The organism is Halomicrobium zhouii, from assembly GCF_900114435.1.
In the GTDB taxonomy this organism is placed as follows: domain Archaea; phylum Halobacteriota; class Halobacteria; order Halobacteriales; family Haloarculaceae; genus Halomicrobium; species Halomicrobium zhouii.
Genome location: NZ_FOZK01000005.1, coordinates 109,154 through 128,286 on the forward strand (window position 1 = coordinate 109,154; position 19,133 = coordinate 128,286).

The 19,133-nt window shown below is 68.2% G+C and carries 16 protein-coding genes; 8 read left to right on the top strand and 8 right to left on the bottom strand.

Annotated features, from left to right (window positions below):
- The first annotated feature begins 263 nt into the window (after window positions 1-263).
- Complete coding sequence (locus BM337_RS18960; RefSeq protein ID WP_089818921.1) at window positions 264-683, top strand: DUF7473 family protein; 420 nt, start codon at window positions 264-266, stop codon at window positions 681-683.
- A gap of 78 nt (window positions 684-761) precedes the next feature.
- Here the strand turns inward: BM337_RS18960 and hisG are convergent, their stop codons facing one another.
- Window positions 762-1,610: an ATP phosphoribosyltransferase gene (gene hisG, locus BM337_RS18965; protein WP_089818923.1), complete on the bottom strand. Its 849-nt coding sequence runs from the start codon at window positions 1,608-1,610 to the stop codon at window positions 762-764.
- Window positions 1,611-1,817: 207 nt separating this feature from the next.
- Between hisG and BM337_RS18970 the strand changes: the two genes are divergently transcribed.
- Entirely contained in the window at window positions 1,818-3,188 is a 1,371-nt protein-coding gene (locus BM337_RS18970; RefSeq protein WP_089818925.1) for an ICP22 family protein, read from the top strand.
- A 153-nt stretch (window positions 3,189-3,341) separates the two neighbouring features.
- Window positions 3,342-4,655, top strand: a complete 1,314-nt coding sequence (locus tag BM337_RS18975; protein WP_089818927.1) for an amidohydrolase — start codon at window positions 3,342-3,344, stop codon at window positions 4,653-4,655.
- 51 nt (window positions 4,656-4,706) lie between these two features.
- Here the strand turns inward: BM337_RS18975 and BM337_RS18980 are convergent, their stop codons facing one another.
- The 4 genes from BM337_RS18980 to BM337_RS18995 all read right to left on the bottom strand — a co-directional run bounded on the left by BM337_RS18980 (window position 4,707) and on the right by BM337_RS18995 (window position 7,081).
- Complete coding sequence (locus tag BM337_RS18980) at window positions 4,707-5,042, bottom strand: DUF7344 domain-containing protein (RefSeq protein WP_089818929.1); 336 nt, start codon at window positions 5,040-5,042, stop codon at window positions 4,707-4,709.
- Window positions 5,043-5,117: 75 nt separating this feature from the next.
- On the bottom strand, window positions 5,118-5,516 hold the full coding sequence (locus BM337_RS18985; RefSeq protein ID WP_089818931.1) for a helix-turn-helix domain-containing protein: 399 nt from the start codon (window positions 5,514-5,516) through the stop codon (window positions 5,118-5,120).
- Between the two features lie 26 nt (window positions 5,517-5,542).
- A complete protein-coding gene (locus BM337_RS18990; RefSeq protein ID WP_143117764.1) occupies window positions 5,543-5,794 on the bottom strand; it encodes a hypothetical protein in 252 nt (83 codons plus the stop codon).
- Between the two features lie 225 nt (window positions 5,795-6,019).
- Window positions 6,020-7,081, bottom strand: coding sequence for a zinc-dependent alcohol dehydrogenase family protein (locus BM337_RS18995; protein WP_089818936.1), 1,062 nt, complete (start codon window positions 7,079-7,081; stop codon window positions 6,020-6,022).
- A 444-nt stretch (window positions 7,082-7,525) separates the two neighbouring features.
- Here BM337_RS18995 and BM337_RS19000 point away from each other — a divergent pair, with 444 nt between their 5' ends.
- The 4 genes from BM337_RS19000 to BM337_RS19015 all read left to right on the top strand — a co-directional run bounded on the left by BM337_RS19000 (window position 7,526) and on the right by BM337_RS19015 (window position 12,053).
- Window positions 7,526-8,254, top strand: coding sequence for a hypothetical protein (locus tag BM337_RS19000; protein ID WP_089818938.1), 729 nt, complete (start codon window positions 7,526-7,528; stop codon window positions 8,252-8,254).
- A gap of 146 nt (window positions 8,255-8,400) precedes the next feature.
- Window positions 8,401-9,678, top strand: a complete 1,278-nt coding sequence (locus BM337_RS19005; protein ID WP_089818940.1) for an adenosylhomocysteinase — start codon at window positions 8,401-8,403, stop codon at window positions 9,676-9,678.
- A gap of 248 nt (window positions 9,679-9,926) precedes the next feature.
- The gene (locus BM337_RS19010) at window positions 9,927-11,114 is read left to right on the top strand and encodes an ABC transporter substrate-binding protein (protein WP_089818942.1); all 1,188 of its coding nucleotides are present in this window, start codon (window positions 9,927-9,929) and stop codon (window positions 11,112-11,114) included.
- Between the two features lie 129 nt (window positions 11,115-11,243).
- The gene (locus BM337_RS19015) at window positions 11,244-12,053 is read left to right on the top strand and encodes a class I SAM-dependent methyltransferase (RefSeq protein WP_394327774.1); all 810 of its coding nucleotides are present in this window, start codon (window positions 11,244-11,246) and stop codon (window positions 12,051-12,053) included.
- 51 nt (window positions 12,054-12,104) lie between these two features.
- Here the strand turns inward: BM337_RS19015 and BM337_RS19020 are convergent, their stop codons facing one another.
- The 3 genes from BM337_RS19020 to BM337_RS19025 all read right to left on the bottom strand — a co-directional run bounded on the left by BM337_RS19020 (window position 12,105) and on the right by BM337_RS19025 (window position 13,397).
- Window positions 12,105-12,902 carry a PAS domain-containing protein gene (locus BM337_RS19020; protein WP_177227724.1) on the bottom strand — a complete coding sequence of 266 codons (798 nt, stop codon included), beginning with the start codon at window positions 12,900-12,902 and terminating at the stop codon, window positions 12,105-12,107.
- A gap of 73 nt (window positions 12,903-12,975) precedes the next feature.
- Window positions 12,976-13,131 (bottom strand): hypothetical protein, encoded by a 156-nt coding sequence (locus BM337_RS21320; protein WP_177227726.1) that lies wholly within the window; start codon window positions 13,129-13,131, stop codon window positions 12,976-12,978.
- On the bottom strand, window positions 13,128-13,397 hold the full coding sequence (locus BM337_RS19025; RefSeq protein ID WP_089818946.1) for a HalOD1 output domain-containing protein: 270 nt from the start codon (window positions 13,395-13,397) through the stop codon (window positions 13,128-13,130). Before BM337_RS19025 ends, BM337_RS21320 begins: the two co-directional genes overlap by 4 nt.
- Window positions 13,398-13,633: 236 nt before the next feature.
- Here BM337_RS19025 and BM337_RS19030 point away from each other — a divergent pair, with 236 nt between their 5' ends.
- The gene (locus tag BM337_RS19030) at window positions 13,634-19,114 is read left to right on the top strand and encodes a PAS domain S-box protein (RefSeq protein ID WP_089818948.1); all 5,481 of its coding nucleotides are present in this window, start codon (window positions 13,634-13,636) and stop codon (window positions 19,112-19,114) included.
- Window positions 19,115-19,133 lie beyond the last annotated feature (19 nt).

The window sequence follows — 19,133 nt, forward strand, 5'->3', positions numbered from 1 at the left end:
AACGACGCGATACCGTTCGAATACCGACGATCGAACTGGACGAACGGCTGGGGAAATTTTATACTAACTCCGATACATATCACTATCGGCCATGACGGAGTACGTTTGTCAGAACTGTGGCCGAGAATCGGAACGGAGTCCGCTCTGTGTCACCTGTCCGTCGTGTGGCGGCCCCCTCGAGTCCGCCGTCGCGCGCCAGAACGACGAGTCCAGCCGCCGTCTCGAATAACAGGACCCAAGCCAGCGGCCCGAGAAGCGCGGGTATGCTCGCGCTGACCTCGGGCGTCGCCCCGCTCCTCCAGTCGCAACCGGACCCCACCGGCGGGGGGCTGCTCGCCGTCGTCGGCACCGTCCTGCTCGGCTGGCTGTTCTACGCCGTCACGCTCCACCTCGCCGCGACGTTCTTCGTCGGCGACGTGCCGACCCAGCCCGCCGCCGCGGCCGGCGTCGTCCCCGCCGTCGTCTCGCTGTTGCTCGGTCGGTACGGGCTCGGCGAGCAGACCCTCGTCTCGCCGGGTGTCGACTTCGTCGTCGCCCTGGTCGCCATCCTCGTCGCCGACGCGCTGGCCATCAACTACGCCTACGACCTGCCCTGGAAGGCGACGGCGGCGCTCACCGCGCTCCACTTCGCCTTCGCGAGTGTGCTCATCGTCGCGCTGAACAACATCTTCGGCTTCGTCTGAGCGCCCGCGGTCACCGACGGCTTCCGGGACGGAGACTACGACGCCCGCGGGGGAGCGGGTGGGGATTGAAAATGGAGACTATTCCACGAGCCGTTCGATCTCGGTGACCAGCACGTCGCTCGCGCCGACCCCCTTCAGCGCGTTGATGGTCTCGAACACGTCGCGCTCGTCGACGACGGCGTGGACGGCGACGTCGTCGGTGCCGGCGATGTCCATCACCGTCGGGCCGCCCATCCCGGGCAGGACCTCCTTCACGTCGTCGAGCGCGTCGGCGGGCGCGTTCATCATCAGGTAGCGCTTGTCCTCGGCGGCGATGACGGAACTCAGCGCCATCGCGACCTGCTGGACCTTCTCGTCGTCGGCCACGTCGTCGCGGGCAAAGAGGCGGACCGACGATTCGAGCACGTCGGCGACGACCTCCAGCCGGTTCATCCGCAGCGTCGTCCCGGTCGAGGTGATGTCGACGATGGCGTCGGCGATGTCGACGTGCGGAGTCAGCTCCGTCGCGCCGGAGACCTCCGCGATGTCGACGGCGACGCCCTTCTCGGCGAAGAACTCGCGGGTGACGTTGGGGAACTCCGTCGCGACGGTGCCGCCGGCGAGATCCTCGACGGACTCGATGTTGCCCTCTTCTGGGGCTGCGAGGACGAGCTTACAGGATCCGAAGCCGAGGTCGAGCAGTTCTTCCAGATTTCCAGGGTCGGCCTCGCGGACCTGGTCGAGGCCCGTGATGCCCACGTCGGCGGCGCCGTCGGAGACGTACTCGGGGATGTCCGCGGCGCGGGCGTACAGCACGGTGACGTCCGGGTCGACCGTCGCGGCGTAGAGCTGTCGGTCCGCGCCGTCGACGACGTGCAGCCCGGCGCGTTCCAGCAACTCGACCGACGGGTCGTGCAGGCGGCCCTTGTTGGGCACGGCAATGCGCATAGCGGGACGTGGCGGGCCCGAGGCAACTGTCTTTCCCTCCGAGAGTGCCCCCTGGACCCGACACCGGCGTGGCCGACGGTCGAAATGCGGTTCCGTGGCCGCCCGAGCGAGCGGGTACGGCCATACGCCGACCGACCGGTGTCGGACGAGAGGGGCCTCTGATGTCACGGAACGTTTTTATCTCACCCGAACCACGCCAAATTAACGATGGCTTCACCCGCCGTTGGGCTGATCGCCCCGTTCCTGCTACTCTTCCTCGTCGTCTCGATGGCGACGCATGCCTGGCGACTGCGACGGCTGGACCGCGAGATAGCAGTCCGGAAGTGGCGCGGCGCGAATCGCGGCGTCGGCGTGCTCGTCTGGATTCCATTCCCGCTGCTACTGGGGCTCGCGGGGCTCGGCGTGGCCGTCAGGCGGACGACGGTGGACTTCGCGGGGCTGTCGTCCTCCCACCCGCTGCCCTACCTGGCGGAGGCCGCAGCGCTCCTCGCGGTCGCCGTTCCCGCGAACGTCGCGGTGTACACGGTCGGGGCGGCGGTGGCTCGGGAGTATCGCGACCTCGACCGGTCGCTGCCGTCGACAGTCGGCCGGGCGACCGTCGGGATAGCGATGCTCGCGCTCTTCGCGCTCGTCCCCGTGACTGTCTTCGTCGTCCCGTGGCTGGGGACCGCCGCGCTCGTCGCCTCGTTGCTTTTCGTCTACCTCGCCTGGTGGCTCACGTGGTGGACCACCCGCAATCTGCTCCACTCGGTCCGGGAGCCGACGGCGGCCGAGCGCGAACGGCTGGCGGCGGCGTTCGCGGGGACCGGCTTCGAGCCGCAGACGACGCGCGTGGTGAATACGGCGCCCGAAGAAAAAGTGAACGCGGCGCTCAGTGGCCCGGCCCCGTGGCGGAGCGTCGTCGTCACGAACTACCTCCTCGAGACGGCTGACGACGAAGTCCTCCGGGCCATCGCCGGCAACTTGGCCGTCGCGGATCGACTGCGGGCACCCGAACGAGGCATCGCCCGGGTCGCCGGGGTGTTCGCCGCCATCGCAGTCGCCCTCTTCCTGCTCCAGCCCCCGTGGTCGAGCGCCGCCGTGCTGGCCTGTCTGCTCGGATTCTCTCTCCTCCAGTGGCACTCACGCCGAGTCGTCTACCGAATGGACGAGGCCGCCGCAGACCTCGTCGGGGCGGAGGCGCTTCTCGCGGCGTTCACGTGGCGCGTCGAACGCCACGGTGCGCCTCTGGACCACTCGGTGCTCCGGACAGTCTTCACCGGCGTCCCGCCCCGGCGTGAACGGATGCGACGGCTGATCGACGACCCGGACGTCGCGCCGTCGGACCTCGTCCAGACGACGGACGAGGAACCCGACGGGACTCCCTCACGCGAGACTGACGACGACCGCGATCAGGTGCAGTCTGACGGGGCCCAGCCGGGCAGAGACGGTGAGTCGCCCGACGGCGTGGTGACAGACGGCGAGGCCACTCCGAACGAAGCCGAGGGCAGTGACGACGCCGACGCCGACCGGACGGACGTCGACGCCTGGGGCGTCTCCGAACCCGCCGACGGGCATTCCGGCGGCGGTCGCCGGTAGGACGACCTGGCGAACCGCTAGCGGTTCGTCGTGCATCGAGCGCCGGCCGGTTGGACCGGCAGCGGTTTTCGGCCGAGCTACTGGCCCGTGAGCGGGCCAGCGAGTCGTCCCAATCCAGCACAGTGACGTACCCGCGCCCAGAAACCCACGTCCATGAGCGAACTTCTCGTCTCGGGCGGGCAGGTCCTGCTGCCGGACCACACGGTCACCGAAGCTGACGTCCTCGTCGACCAGGACACCGGGAACATCGTCGACGTCGACGACCCCGGCGCACTGGAGGGCGACACCCAGGCGCTCGACGCCAGCGACGGCCTCGTCATCCCGGGGCTCGTCAACGCCCACACGCACGTCTCGATGACGCTCCTGCGGGGCTACGCCGACGACAAGCCCCTCGACGCGTGGCTCCAGGAGGACATCTGGCCCGTCGAGGCAGAACTCACCGCCGAGGACGTCCGCGTCGGCGCGGAACTCGGGCTGATCGAGATGATCAAGTCCGGCACCACCGCGCTGGCGGACATGTACTTCTTCATGGAGCAGGTCGCCGAGGCCGTCGACGACGCCGGGATGCGCGGCCTGCTCGGGCAGGGATGTATCTCCGTCGGCAAGGACGAAGAGGACGCCCACGAGGACTTCCAGTCCGGCCTCGCCTTCGCCGAGGAGTACGACGGCTACGCCGACGGGCGCGTCCGGACGGCGTTCATGCCCCACTCGCTGACGACCGCCGGCGAGGCGTACTACCGCGAGTACGTCCCCGAGGCCCGCGACGCTGGCCTGCCCATCCACTTCCACGCCAACGAGACCGAGGGCGAGGTCGACCCCATCGTCGAGGAACACGGCGAGCGCCCCCTCGAATACGCCGACGACCTGGGACTGCTCGAACCCGAGGACTTCCTGGCCCACGGCGTCCACGTCGACGAGACGGAGATCGACCTGCTCGCCGAGCGTGGGACCGGGGTCGTCCACAACCCGGCCTCGAACATGAAACTCGCCAGCGGGATGGCGCCGGTCCAGGCGATGGTCGACGCGGGCGTCCCGGTCGCGCTCGGCACCGACGGCGCGGCGTCGAACAACGACCTCGACCTGTTCGACGAGATGCGCGACGCGGCGATGCTCGGCAAGCTGGCGGCCGACGACGCCAGCGCGATGGCCGCCGGGACGGTCCTCGAAATCGCGACCCGCGGCGGCGCCGAGGTGCTCGGCTTCGACTCGGGACGCGTCGCGGCGGGCGCCAACGCCGACCTGGCGGTCGTGGATCTGGACGCCACCCACCTCACGCCCCATCACGACCTGGTGAGTCACCTCGTCTACGCCGCGAAGGGGAGCGACGTGCGTCACACGGTCTGCGACGGCGAGGTTCTCATGCGCGACCGGGAGGTGCAAGTCTTCGACGAGGAGTCCGTCCGGGAGCGGGCCGAGACCGCGGCCGGGGACCTGGTGGCCCGCGCCGAGCGCGACAGCGGGCAGTAAGCGGTCCGCGGCGATCCGCCGTGATCCAGGGCCGGGAGGGGCGGCGAGCGGTCACGAAAACGCACCGGGGAGCCGTTCCCGGTTGTCGACCAGCAGTTCGAGCATCACCGCGACCTCGCCGTAACAGGGACCGCGGCGGACCACCTCCTCGTCGCTGTCCCAGTCGACGTAGTCGTATTCCGCGAGTTTCGGCAGGTGTTTGTGGACCATCGTGGTCACGTACCGTCTGTAGTCGGTGTGGTCTGGCGCCAGCTCGGCGAGCGACGGCGCGTCGCCGACCTCCGGACAGGCGTCGCTGAGCAGGAGCAGCACGCGACGTCGGTGGAGAGAACTGAGAGCATCGAAGGTCCGATCCAGTGCCTGCGTCGACCGGGAGTTGTCGTTCATCTCACGAGATAGTACCCGGCGTCGGTGGGAGAATGTTGGGTTGATCCAGAAACAGTACTAAAGGCCTTTGGCCGGTCAGCTACCGGGGCGCCGCTCGCCGCTCCCGGACATCTCCTCGGCGACCAGTTTCCGAACGCCGGCCCGAATGTGTTTCGAGAGCGCCTGGGACGAGATGTCCAGGTCGGCGGCGAGTTCGTCGAGGGTCGCCTCGCTCGGCGTCTCGAAGTAGCCCGCCTCCAGGGCCAGCCGCAGGCACTCGCGCTGGCGATCGGTGAGGTCACCGGTCCCACGTCCGGGGGTCTGCTCGGAGTAGATTCGGTCGACGACGGGGTTCGAGCCGAGCTCTCGCAACTCTCCGACGATGGTCCTGAGCGTCTCGCGGTCGGGCACGCGTAGCCGGAGCCAGAACCCGTCGACCGAGCCCTCGTTGTCGAGGATGGAGACGTCGTGACGGCGAAAATGGGGCGAGAGCATGTGGTTCTCCGAGAGCGAGTTCGTGGTCAGCCGGTAGAGTCGCCGTCGTCGACGGTCGCGAGTTCGCGGATTTCACAGACGTGCTGGTACTCCCGCAGCCGGCGTTCGAACTCTTCGAGGTCGCTTCCCTCGACCCACCAGAAGAAAGCGTAGTGCTCGCTCGGACCGTCGCTGAAGTGATGGAAGTTCTCGATCGTCGCCGTCGTATCCGGGACCGCACGGAACACCTCGGAGAACAGCGGTGGATCCCGAATAGTAAGCTCGACGACAACACCCATTACGCTATCTAGAGACGACCAGAAGGGGAGATTTAGGGGTAACGCTCGTCTCTTCGTTCAATTCGCCGTCACGTCACCATCCGGAATGGGGAAAATGACAGATCTGTTCCAATCGGTGTCCGACGCGTTCCGGACGCCACGGGGCAGTCGAGAACGGCCCCGTCGGCCGCGAGTCAGGACCGGTGGCGGACGAGCCAGGCTGCGTGCGTAACGCCGAGTCCCCGCTCAGAACGAGTCGACGACGGGAATCCCTACCGTCTCGAAGTCAGTCATCGCGTCGAGGGTCTCGGAGACGTCTTCGAGGCCGATGGTGCCCGAGACGACGGAGGCGGGGTCGAGCTTTCCGGTCGCGACCATGCGGAATATCTCGTCGTAGTCGGCCGGTGGCATCCCGAGCGCGCCGTGGAAGTCTACCTCGCTGGTGACCATCTCGTCGGTGGGCAGGGGGATCTGGCCGTGTTCCTCGCTCGTGGTCAGGCCGATCTGGATATGCGAGCCCATCGGGCCGAGACTGTTCACGGCGTTCTGGCACGTCTCGGCGATGCCCAGGGCGTCCATCGAGACGTCGGCGCCGCGGCCGATGAGGTTCTGGACGGCGCCGGGGACGTCCTCGACCCCGGCGGCGTTGAGCGTCTCGTCGGCGCCCAGGTCCTCTGCGAGGGCCAGTTTCTCGTCGTCGAGGTCGACGCCGACGACGTTGAGGCCCAGCGCGTCGCCGATGTGGACCGCGGAGAGGCCGACGCCGCCGCAGCCGTGGACGGCGAGCCAGTCACCGGCGCCGGCGTCGGCCCGGTGGGCGAGGCCGTGGAACGCGGTCATGAACCGGCAGCCGAGGCCGGCCATGTCGACCGACGACACGCCGTCGGGCAGGTGGACGAGGTTGTGGTCGGCGTGGGGGACCGGCACCTGTTCGGCGAAGGCCCCCGGCGCCGACGGCTGGAGGCCCAGCGCCTGGCGGTTCTCGCAGATGTTGGCGTGGCCCTTCCGGCACAGCGGACAGGTCCCGTCGCCGAGGCTGAACGGGATGGCGACGTGGTCGCCCTCGCGGACGTGGTCGACTTCGGACCCGACCGCGACGACGTGTCCGGCGGGTTCGTGGCCGAGGATGTGACCCGGGACGGGGTCGAGGCCGCGCCACTCCCAGTCGCCCTGCCAGGCGTGCCAGTCGCTGCGGCAGACGCCACAGGCCTCGACGGCGACGACCGCGCCGTCGGGTTCGGGTTCGGGGTCCTCGACTTCGCGGACGTCCAGGGGTTCGCCGTAGTCGGTAAACACTGCTGCGCGCATGCCCGTGTCGAGGGCCCTGGGGACCAAATACGCTTCCCTGGCGTTCGGCCGAACTGTGAGAGGCCGGGCTCGGGAGACGAACGGAGCGAGTCTATCGGCGTCCACGCGAACGAAGTGAGCGTGGGCTCGATAGACGAACGGAGCGAGTCTATCGGCGTCCTGTCGAGCGAAGCGAGACAGGGCTCATCGGATGAGCAGCGCGAATCCGATGGCGTTCGGCCACGTGCGCCCCTCGCGTTCGGCCCGTTCGCTTCGGGCGGATCGTGGGTGAGAACCGCCACAGCCCCGCCAACCAGAACGCTTCGCGATGGCGAAATAAACACTGAGGGGAGCTTTTGAACCGTATAACTATGTCTGGGGCGGTATCTCTGTGGCGGTGAACGACCTGAACCACCTGAACGAGATTACCGGTTTATCCCCATCCAGTCTCCAGTAGCGAGTACGATGCACACGAAACTGTTTGCACTGGTCGCGGCGGTCGGCATGCTCGGGCTCGCAGTTGGCCCTGGCGTCGCCGCGGCCGCGGCGAGCGACTCGGGCAACGCAGCGGCGAACGAACCCCTGAACGTCAGCGTCACGCAGGAAATGGGTGTGAGTATCTCCGTCACCCAGAACGGGACGGATGTCGAGAACGCAACCGTCGACGTCGCCGTCGTCGGGAACGGCTCCTACGACGAGGCAGGCACGCACACGACCAACGAGAATGGCGCGATCCTGCTGTCGCCGCCGGAGGAGGACGTCACTATCGACGTGACCGCGAGCGCGAACAACCAGACGGCGACCACGACGGCCAGCCTGACGGGGACGAACGGGACCGACGCCGCGTTCGGTCACCAGGTCTCCTGGTTCGTCCAGAAGCTACTGGGTAATGGCGAGACTGATATCGGTCAGCAGGTCTCCGAGTTCGTCCGGGCGAACAACCCCGGCAACGCGCCGGACCACGCTGGCCCGCCGGCCCACGCCGGCCCCGGTGACGGGAACGAGTCCGTGGACGAGAACGAGAGCGCCAACGAGACTAACGGCGGCAACGGCCCGCCCGCCCACGCCGGCGGCCCCGACGAGGGCGACGGTGACGCCGAGGGCAGCGCCAGCGGCAACGGCAATGGCGGCGGTCCGCCGGCCCACGCCGGCCCCGGTGACGACGCTGACGAGGAAGACGACGCAGACGAATAGGGCGACGAGACTGCAACCGAGACCGACGCTGAGTAGACTGGCCTCTGGACCCCGGTCCAGTTCTCGCAGTCCGGTTCTTTTCACGCGATGACAGGCGACGCTCCCGTAGCGGTAGCGTTTTCAGCGGTCTTCCCGTCTTTTCCCACATGACTGCACCCATTACGGAGCAACTGGACGACCCCGAATCGGCCCGCGAGTCGGGCCAGCGGAAGATGGACTGGGCGCGCCAGCACATGCCGATCATGGCCGCGCTCCGCGAGGAGTTCGAGGAGGACCAGCCCTTCGCCGGCGAGCGTATCGCGATGGCGATGCACGTCGAGGCCAAGACCGCCGTGCTCGCAGAGGTCCTGGCCGCCGGCGGCGCCGAGGTGGCGATGACCGGCTGTAACCCGCTCTCGACCCACGACGACGTGAGCGCGGCGCTGGATTCAGTGGAAGGCGTCACCTGCTACGCCAAGCGCGGCGTCGAGGACGAGGCGTACTACGGCGCCATCGAGGCGACCATCGCCCACGACCCGACCATCACCGTCGACGACGGGATGGACCTCGTCGCGGCCATCCACGAGGACTACCCCGAACTCATCGACACCATCGTCGGCGGCGCCGAGGAGACCACCACTGGTGTCCACCGCCTGCGCGCGATGGACGAGGATGGCGAACTGAAGTACCCCGTCTTCGCCGTCAACGACACGCCGATGAAGCGCCTGTTCGACAACGTCCACGGCACGGGCGAGTCCTCGCTGGCCTCAATCGCCATGACGACCAACCTCTCGTGGGCCGGCAAGACCGTCGTCGTCGCCGGCTACGGCTACTGCGGCAAGGGCGTCGCCAAGAAGGCCAGCGGCCAGAACGCCGACGTCGTCGTGACGGAGGTCGAACCCCGCCGCGCGCTGGAGGCCCACATGGAGGGCTACGACGTCATGCCGATGGAAGACGCGGCCGAAATCGGCGACGTCTTCCTCACGACGACGGGCAACCGCGACGTCGTCGTCCGGGAGCATTTCGAGCAGATGCAGGACGGCGTCCTGCTGGCTAACGCCGGCCACTTCGACGTGGAGGTGGACCTCGACGCGCTGTCGGACCTCGCCGTCGATACCTACGAGGCCCGCGACGGCGTCCAGGCCTACGAGATGGAGGACGGCCGCCGATTGAACGTCCTTGCTGAAGGTCGACTGGTCAACCTGGCGACACCCATCGCGCTCGGTCACCCAGTCGAAGTGATGGACCAGTCCTTCGGTGTGCAGGCTGTGTGTGTGCGTGAGCTGGTGGAGAACGGCGACGAGTACGGTGCGGGTGTTCACGACGTACCGGACCGACTGGACAAGGAAGTCGCCGAGATCAAGCTGGCTGCGGAGGGTGTGGAGTTCGACGAGCTGACGGACGCGCAGGCCGAGTATATGGATTCGTGGCAGCATGGGACGTAGGCTGGTTCCGACCGCAGGGAGGAACCAGCTTACATCCGAACGGGGAGCGTAGCGACCCGTGAAGAGGGCGGCGCCGACCGGAGGGAGGGGCCGCCTTGATTGCGAACGGCGACCGAAGGGAGCCGTGAGCAGCAGTGGCCCGTCCGCTCGTTTTTCGAGACGCGTGGAGATGCCGACCCTATGCCTCGTTATCTCGACTGATAAGCGCCAGCCAATCGTTATAACCCAGAACGGTGATCCTTCGGGAAATGAGTTCGCACACCCGCGGGTCGCCGGGCGGCGCCGACGTGGAGATGGCCCACTTCTGGCAGGAGGGCGGCGGCAAGCGGATGATCGAGGAGCTGTTCACCGACTTCCGGGCGCAGAATCCCGGCGTGGAGGTGACCGACCAGGCCAACACCATCGACGACCACGGCATGCTGGTCAAGAGCCAGATCCTGCGGGAGGAACCGCCGCCGGTGTTCGTCGAGTGGCCGGGCCAGAACCTGGCGCCGTACCAGCAGGCTGGCGCGATCCGGGACATCTCGGACCTGTGGGAAGAGAACGGCTGGGAAGACGTGTTCATCGAGGGCCCGCGTGAGCGCTCGAAACTCGACGGGGCGTACTACGGCATCCCCATCGACATCCACCGGATGAACAACCTGTTCTATCACGTCGACCTGGCCGAGGAATACGGCGTCGACCCGGCCCGCGTCGACAGCCCCAGCGAGTTCCTGGAGGTGCTGTCGGCCTGCGAGGACGGCGATCTGATCGGGATGGAACAGCCGATGAAGAACCCATCCGACGTCCTGCAGCTCTTTGCGAACATCGTCATCGGCGAGTTCGGGGCCGAGACGTACGCGGGGATCACGCAGGGCCAGACCCGCCGGTACGAGAGCGAACTCCGCCAGGCCGTCGAACTGCTCGACGCGTACGCCGACCTGGCCCGCGACGACGCGACGTTCGTCGACATGGTCCAGGCCAACGAGCGGTTCATGGGCCGCGAGTCGGTGTTCTTCCACCAGGGTGACTGGATGGCCGGCTCCTACGAGGACCAGGCCGACTTCGACTACGGCGTCGACTGGGACCACGCCGTCTTCCCGGGCACCGAGGGCGTGTTCATGCTCTCGACCGACGCGCTGGTCGCCGCCGAGCACGCCGACTTCGGCGAGGACACCCGCGCCTTCCTGGAGTTCATGGCCTCGCCGCCGGCCCAGGGGACGCTGAACCGGATCAAGGGATCGATCCCGCCCCGCGAGGACGTCGACATCAGCGACTACCCCCAGATCCTCCGCGAGCAGTTCCAGGACTTCAAAGCGGCGAGCCACTTTCCCGCGGGCCACGCCCTCCAGATCACGCCGGATGCGTTCGTCGAGGCGAAGATCGCCGCCTCGGAGTTCGTCACGACGCGCGACGTCGAGCGAACGGCCCAGGGGCTCCTCGAGGCCTACGAGTAACGCGGCGTCGGCCAGCGCTGTTCCCGGCGCCGGAGAACGACAGCTCGAAAACACTTTTGCGGCGTCCTCGAGAGTTCGAGTCATGACCGAGACGAGTCGGAGCGAGGTCGCGGCGGAAGCGGGAGGAACGTGAGCGACGACAGTCCGACGAACCGCTGGGACGCCGACGACTACGACGGCGACCACGCGTTCGTCCACGAGATGGGTGCGAGCGTCGTCGACCTGCTCGACCCTGCCTCGGGCGAGCGAGTCCTCGACCTGGGCTGTGGGACGGGCCACCTGACCGCCGAAATCGCAGCGGCGGTCGGCGACGAGGGCGCAGTCGTCGGCGTCGACCAGTCCGCCGAGATGGTCGCCGAGGCGCGCGACCAGTACCCCGACCTCGCGTTCGAGCGGGCAGACGCCACGGAGTTCGCGTCCGACGAGCCCTTCGACGCCGTCTTCTCCAACGCGGCGCTACACTGGATGACCGACCAGGACGCCGTCGTCGAGCGGGTGGCAGACGTCCTCCGTCGAGGGTCGGACGATTCGACCGGAGGTGGCAGGTTCGTCGCCGAGATGGGCGGCAGCGGCAACGTCGCGACCATCGTCGATGCAACTATCCGGGAACTGGCCAACCGGGGGTACGAGGCGAGCAGTCCCTGGTACTTCCCCACGGTGGGCGAACAGGCGAGTTTGCTCGAACGCCACGGCTTCGAGGTCCGCCTGATGCGACTGTTCGACCGGCCGACCGAACTCGACGGCGGACGGGAGGGCCTCCGGAACTGGCTCGGGATGTTCGGTGACTCGCTGCTGGCCGGGCCCGACGAGGCCGAACGGCGGGCGGTCGTGGCCGCCGTCGAGGACCGCTGCCGTGACGCCCTGTTCGACGCGGAGTCGGGGACGTGGACGGCCGACTACCGGCGGTTGCGGTTCGAGGCAGTCCGGACGACAGCGTGAAGAGCGCGTGGTGACGAGACGGCTGGACGGAGGAACAGCCTCGAGCGGTGCTCAGTCCTCGTCGACGGGCCGGTCCGAGACGGTGAACACCAGGCTGTCGTCGTCGAGGGCGTCGATGCGCGTCTGGGCGGTGAAGGTGGAGCCGTCCGCCCGGCGAAGCTCGCAGTCGCCGATCCAGCGCCAGCCGTCCGCGAGGCTGGGGAAGGCGTCCTCCGCCAGGCGGCTCACCTCCGCGTCGGGGAACAGCGCCCGCCACGGGCGACCGACGAACTCCGACGGCGCCGCGCCGAACTGGCGGGCGAACAGGGGGTTGACGTACTCGACGGTGCCGTCCGGTGCGACGATGGCGACGGCATCGGAGCCGTGAGCCAGCGCGGCAAGCGACCGGCGAGCCATGGCCGTCACCCGGCGGTATCCCACGACGGTACGGATCCGGTCGGCGAGGTGCGCGCGCTCGCTGCGGGTGGCCGCCGGCCGGAGCCGGTCAGTCCAGTCGAGTTCGGTGAGGGCGTCGCGGACCGCTCGCGACGGGGCGTGCGCCAGGAGGACCACCGGGACCGTCCGGTCGCGCTCCAGTATCGTCTCGAGCAGTTCGAGGGAGTCGTCCTCGGAGAGGTCGGACCCGACGACGACGCAGTCCGCCGCGTCGACGTGGGCCGGAGCCGCCGCCGGCGTCGTGACCGTCGGGACGCTGATCCGGTCGGCGTCGGCGAGGGGATCACCGGCGAGCAGCTCGCCGAGCCCCTCCTCCGCGTCGGGGTCGGCGGCGACGCCGAGGACGCTAATCGACGCGGCGGGCTGCTCCTCTCCCGGCAGGAGTTCGGCCGGCGAAGACCCTGACTCTATCATGGCCATCACGTGACGGTGAGCCGCGCTCGACGGACCATCGGCCCGTGCCGCCGAGACCCTGGTCTGTGTCGTCTCATGGGGCGATAGACTGGATTCGGTCCGACCGGATCCAGGCGTGGCCGTTCTCCGGGTCGGCGATGGTCGCGACCGTGCGCTCGCCGTCGGTGTGGACCTCGTAGGTTTCCCTGATCTCCCCGTCGGCGTTCGGGAGGCGTTCGCCCGTCGTCATCGGCCTGCGTCCACCGACGGGGAGACGTACTCCTCGCCGTCGACCGTGACGACTCCATTCGCTCCCACGTCGACGGCGTGGTCGCCGTACTGAAAGGTGACACGGACGCCGGAACCGGTCCTGACGAGCGCGTCGAGGGCGTCGGTGTCGATGACGGTCGCGAGGGGCGTCATCTCGAGGGGGTCCGTCTCGGTGTGGTCGGCGATGGCCTGGACGATGTCTGCACAGACGGCGTCGGTCTCTCGCACGGCGGTGGTGGCTTCCATTGTACTCGTACAAACGAGCAGACTGGTCATTTCGCTGTCCGCAATATGCGTTGCGACGGCGGGCGACGGGGGTAACGTGTATAGTGTCCCCGCCGATTCGCATCCGGCCCGACCCGCCGCGACGGGGCAGGCTCGCCGTGCTTCCGGCGGCTCTGCAGTGCTCCGGGGAGCATCCGTCTTTCTGAAATGCATCTGAATGGACGTGTATAATGAGTGTCGAACTCTAATGACACGATATGACTGCATCATGGGGCGTGGTTCCCGCGACCGACCGGTGGCGCCACCGGTGGAACCGGGTTCACGCGTGGTTCGTCCTGTCCGTCGCGTTCTGCGTCGCCGTCTCCGTGGGCATCGTCGGCGACCCGGCAGTGTTCGGGAGCCCCGGCGGTCCGGGCCAGGTGTTGGTGGGATTCGTCGGACTCGCCGTCGCGGGCGGTGACGACGACGACGACGCCGTCGCCGACCTCCTCGACCGGATCGAGCGCTTCGAGGACGGCGAGGACGTCGACTTCGAGAGCGACCGCGAGGACGATATCGGCCTGCTGTACGACGCCGTCGGGTCGCTGGCTGACCGTGCTGGGGGCAGTGACCGGCGCACTGGGGGTGCCGGACGGGAACTCGAACGCCACGCGACCGCCACCGACGACGCGCTCGACGCCGTCGAGGACGTGTTTGCCGTCATCGACGAGGACGGCTACCCCCAGCGGTGGAACGAGCGTCTCGCCGACGTGCTCGGATACGACGACGCGGAGATGGCGTCGACCCACGTCCTGGAGTGGTTCCCGGCGGACGACCACCGGACGGTCGAGGGGGCGATACGGGCTGCCTCCGAGACGGGCAGCGTGCGAGTCGAGGCGCCACTCACCACGGTCGACGGAGAGCAGACCACCTACGAGTTCGTCGCCTCGGCGCTCGAAGACGCCGACGGGAATCCGGTCGTCGCGGCTATCGGACGTGACGTCTCCGAACGCACGGCGCGCGAGGCGGAACTGGAGCGGCAGGCGAGCCTGCTGGACTCGCTGTTCGAGCGGCTCCCGGTCAGCCTCTACGTCAAGGACCGGGAGGGGCGCCACGTCCGGACGAGTATCCCCTACCACCGCGAGCAGTATCCCGACGACGAGGAGTGGTTCATCGGGAAGACGGACCCGGAAATCTACGACAGCGAACTCGCAGCGGAGACCCACGCCGACGACCGGCGCGTGATCGAGGAGGGGGAGCCGATCGTCGAGAAGGTCGAGTTCGACCCCGCGGACGAGGAGTGGCTCCTCACGTCGAAGGTACCCTGGCGCGACGAGGACGGCGACGTCCGCGGTCTCATCGGTATCTCACAGTACGTCACCGAGCAGAAGGAACGCGAGCGGGAACTGCGCGAGACGAAACGGAAACTCGAACTCACACTGGAAGGGACGAGAACCGGGATCTACGACTGGAACATGGAGACGAACGAAGTCGACTGGAGCGAGACGTTCGAACGGATGCTGGGGCTCGAACCGGGCACCTTCGAGGGGACCTACGACGACTTCGAACGGCGGGTTCACCCGGACGACGTGTCACGAATCGACGCGGCGGTTGACCGGGCGCTCGAGAACGACGAACTGTTTCTGACGGAGTTCAGGCTCCGCCACGAGGACGGACGGTGGATCTGGGTCAACGCTCGTGGTTGGGTCGTCGTCGACGAGGAGGGCCACCGGCGGATGGTCGGGATCAACCACGACATCACCGAACGCAAGGAACGAGAACAGCAGTTACAGCGCTACAAGGAGTACACCGACGACATCCTCGACGCGCTCGACGACGTGTTCTACGTGCTCGACTCGAACGGCAACCTCCAGCGGTGGAACGAGAGCATGAGCGAGGTGACCGGCTACACGGACGACGAGCTGCGGGGGAAGCAGGCGCTGGAGTTCTTCTCGGAGCAGGACGTGGAAGCCGTCTCCGCCGCGATCGAGGAGGTGTTCGAGACGGGAAACACCCGCATCGAAGTAGAGGCCCTGACCAAAGACGGACGGTCGATACCCTACGAGCTCGTCGCTGCCAGGCTGGAAGACCCCGAGGGAAACCAGGTACTGGCCGGCATCGGGCGGGACGTCAGCGAGCGCAGGCGCCTCGAGCAGGACCTTCGGACCGAGAAGGAACACTTTCGCGTGGCCCTCGAGAACTCCCCCCTCGTCGCGTTCAGGCAAGATACCGACCTCCGCTACACGTGGGTCGGCAACCCGCAACGTGACTTCAGGGACCACGAGGTGATCGGGAAGCGTGACGACGAAATATTCCCGCCCCAGTCGGCGGAAACGCTCACGGAGATCAAACGGAGCGCGCTCGAGACCGGTGACGCCGTGCGCGAGGAGGTGACGTACGAACTCCCCTCCGGCGAGGAGGTGACGTACGACCTCACGGTCGAACCGTTCCGGAACGAGTCCGGGGAGATCGTCGGCCTGACCATCGCTGCCCTGGACATAACTGAACGCAGGGAACGGGAGGCGGAGATCGAACGGACCACGGACCTCCTCGAACAGGCGGGACGGATCGCCCGCATCGGCGGGTGGGAACTCGACCTCACCACCGACCCGCCCGAGATGACGTGGACCGACGAACTGTACGACATCCACGGCGTCGAACCCGGGACGCCGGTCGACGTCGAGACGGTCGTCGACCGCTATCACCCCGAGGACCGGGAGTACATCGAGAACCGGCTCGAGGCGGCCATCGAGCGGGGCGAGAGCTACGACATGGAGGTCCGGATCCAGTCCGGCTCGGACCAGCACCGCTGGGTGCGCGCGCTGGGCGAGGCCGTCTCCGAGGACGGCGAGGTCGTCAAACTCCGCGGCTCGATACAGGACATCACCGAACAGAAAGAGCGCGAAGCGGAACTGCGGGCGACCAAGAACCGGATGCAGAAGTTCATCGAGACGTCACCGGTCGGCGTCGTCGGGACGACCCCGGAGGGCATCGTCACGCTCTGGAACGACGCGATGGAGCAGATATTCGGGTGGTCCGCCGAGGAGGTGCTGGGAGAGCCGTACCCGGCGATCTCCGACGGCGACGACGACCCGGACCCGGTCCGCCAGCGTGTCCTCGACGGCGAGGCCATCTCGCAGGTCGAACTCGAACGGGTGACGAAAGACGGCGAGCAGATCGACGTCTCGCTGTCGACGGGACCGGTGTACGACGCGGCGGGGGACATCAGCGAGGTCGTGGGGTACATCGAGGACATCACCGAACGAAAGGAGCGCGAGCGCGAACTGCAGGAGACGAACGAACGGCTCAACGCCGTCATCGACGCCTCGCCGGACGCCATCGTCGCCCTCGACACGGACGGGACCGTCACGCTGTGGAACCCGGCGGCCGAGCGAATCTTCGGCTGGCGCGAAGACGAGATACTCGGCGAACCGATGCCCATCGTCCCGCCGGAGCGGGCCGAGGAACACGCAGACATCCTGCGTCGTCTCGCCGACGGCGAGACGGTCCGGGGCGCCGAAGTCCTCCGCCAGACCAGGGACGGGGAGCGCATCGAGCTGAGTCTCTCCGCCGCGCCGCTGCGCGACGCCGACGGCACCATCGTCGGCAATCTCGGTGTCAGCGAGGACATCTCGAGGCGCAAGGAGCGCCAGCGGGAACTCGAACGGACGAAGGACATGCTCGCCCAGGCCCAGCAACTCGCCGCGGTCGGCGGGTGGGAACTCGACCTGGCGGGCGACGAGCCGGTCCTCGAGTGGACCGACGAACTGTATCGCATTCACGGCCTCCCGCCAGGGGCGGACGTGACTCTCGACGAGGCTCTCGACTTCTACCACACCGAGGACAGGCCCCGCATTCGCGACGCCATCGATCGCGTCGTCGAGACGGGCGGTACTTACGACGAGGAGACCCGGTTTTACGCCGCGGACGGCGAGCAGCGGTGGGTCAGGGCCATCGGTAAGGCGATCCAGCAAGACGGGGAGACCGTCAAGCTCCGCGGGGCGTTCCAGGATATCACCAGACAGAAGGAGCGCGAACTGGCCCTGCAATCGCTCCACGACGCCACGAGGGGCCTGCTCCACACCGAGTCCGAGACGGAGGTCGCCGAACTGGTCGTCGAGACGGCGGCGGAGCTGTTCGACGTCTCGGGCGTCGCCGTCTACACCATCGACGACGCCTCGAACCGGCTCGTCCCGGCGGCCTACACGGACGCGTTCGATGCGCTCTCCGACGGGGCCCCCTCGGTCGGCGTCGGCGACGACGCGGCCGTGTGGAACTGCTTCGCGACGGGAGAGCGAGTGGTGTTCGACGACGCCGAGACCGCCCGCCAGTCGCGGGTGTTCGGCGAGTCCGTCGACGGCGGCCTGCTCGTCCCGATGGGCGACCACGGCGTGTTCGTCGTGGCGACCGACGGCCCCCGCATCGACGACGACACCCGGCGGCTAGCCGAGACGCTCGTGGCGACGACGGAGGCAGCCTTCGACCGCCTGGCCAGCGAGGCCGACCTCCGGAAGCGCGACGAGGAACTCGAGGCCCAGAACCGGCGGCTCCGCCGGCAGATCCAGATCAACGACATCATCCGCCGGGTCGACCAGTCGCTCGTCGGCGCGACCAGCCGCGAGGAGGTGGAGTCGGCCGTCTGCGACCGCCTCGTCGAGTCCGACGACGTCGCCTTCGCCTGGATCGGCGGGTTCGACGGTGACGGCGACGAACTCGTCCCCCGGGCGTGGGCGGGGCCCGGCCAGACCTACCTCGACACGCTCGCGCTGGACGACCTGAAAGACTCGACCGAGCCGTCGCTGGCGACCGCCCGCTCCGGGGAGGCGACGGTCGTCGGCAACGTCGTCGACCGGTTGCGCGAGGACGCCTGGCGCCGGGGAGCGCTGGCCAACGACTTCCACTCGGTGATCAGCGTCCCGCTGGCCGTCGACGAGTACAGCCACGGCGCCCTCACCGTCTACGCCGGCGAGCCGGACACCTTCGGCGACCTCGAACGGACGGTGTTCGCCGAACTCGGCCGGTCCATCGCCAACGCCATCAACGCCGTCTCGGCCCGCGAAGCGCTCCACGCAGACACCGTCGTCGAGCTGACGCTCCGGTTCGACGACCCGAACGGCGTGCTGTCGCGGGTCGCCCGCGACGCCGACTGCGACGTCGAGTACGAGGGCATCTCGACCCGGTCGGCCGACGAGACCCGGCTGTTCTTCGCCACCACCGGCGCGGCCGCCGACGCCGTCGCCGACGTCCTCGAGGGCCTCTACGCGGTGACGGAGTGCCGACTCGTGAGCGAGAGCGACGACGGCCGGTGCCTGTTCGAAGTCACCGTCACCGGGACGGTCCTCCCGTCGGCGCTGGTCGACCAGGGCGCCTCCCCGCGCTCCATCCGCGCCACGCCGATTGGGACGGAAGTCGTCGTCGACCTGCCGACGTCGACGGACGTCCGCGAGTTCGTCGAGACCCTCGGCGAGGAGTTCCCCTCCGTCGAACTCGCCGGCCGGCGCAACGTCGAGCGCGGCATGGGGACTCGCCAGCAACTGCTCTCCTCGCTACTGGGCGAGTTGACCGACCGACAGCTGGAGGTGCTGCGGACGGCCTACTTCGCCGGCTTCTTCGAGTGGCCCCGCCAGAGCACCGGCGAGGAGGTGGCCGAGATGCTCGACGTCACCCAGCCGACGGTGAACCGGCACCTCCGCCTGGGCCAGCAGCGGCTGCTCGCGCAGCTGTTCGACGAAGAAGCGCCGGACCTGGTGGCGGCGTAGGAGTCCGCGCCCCACTCTT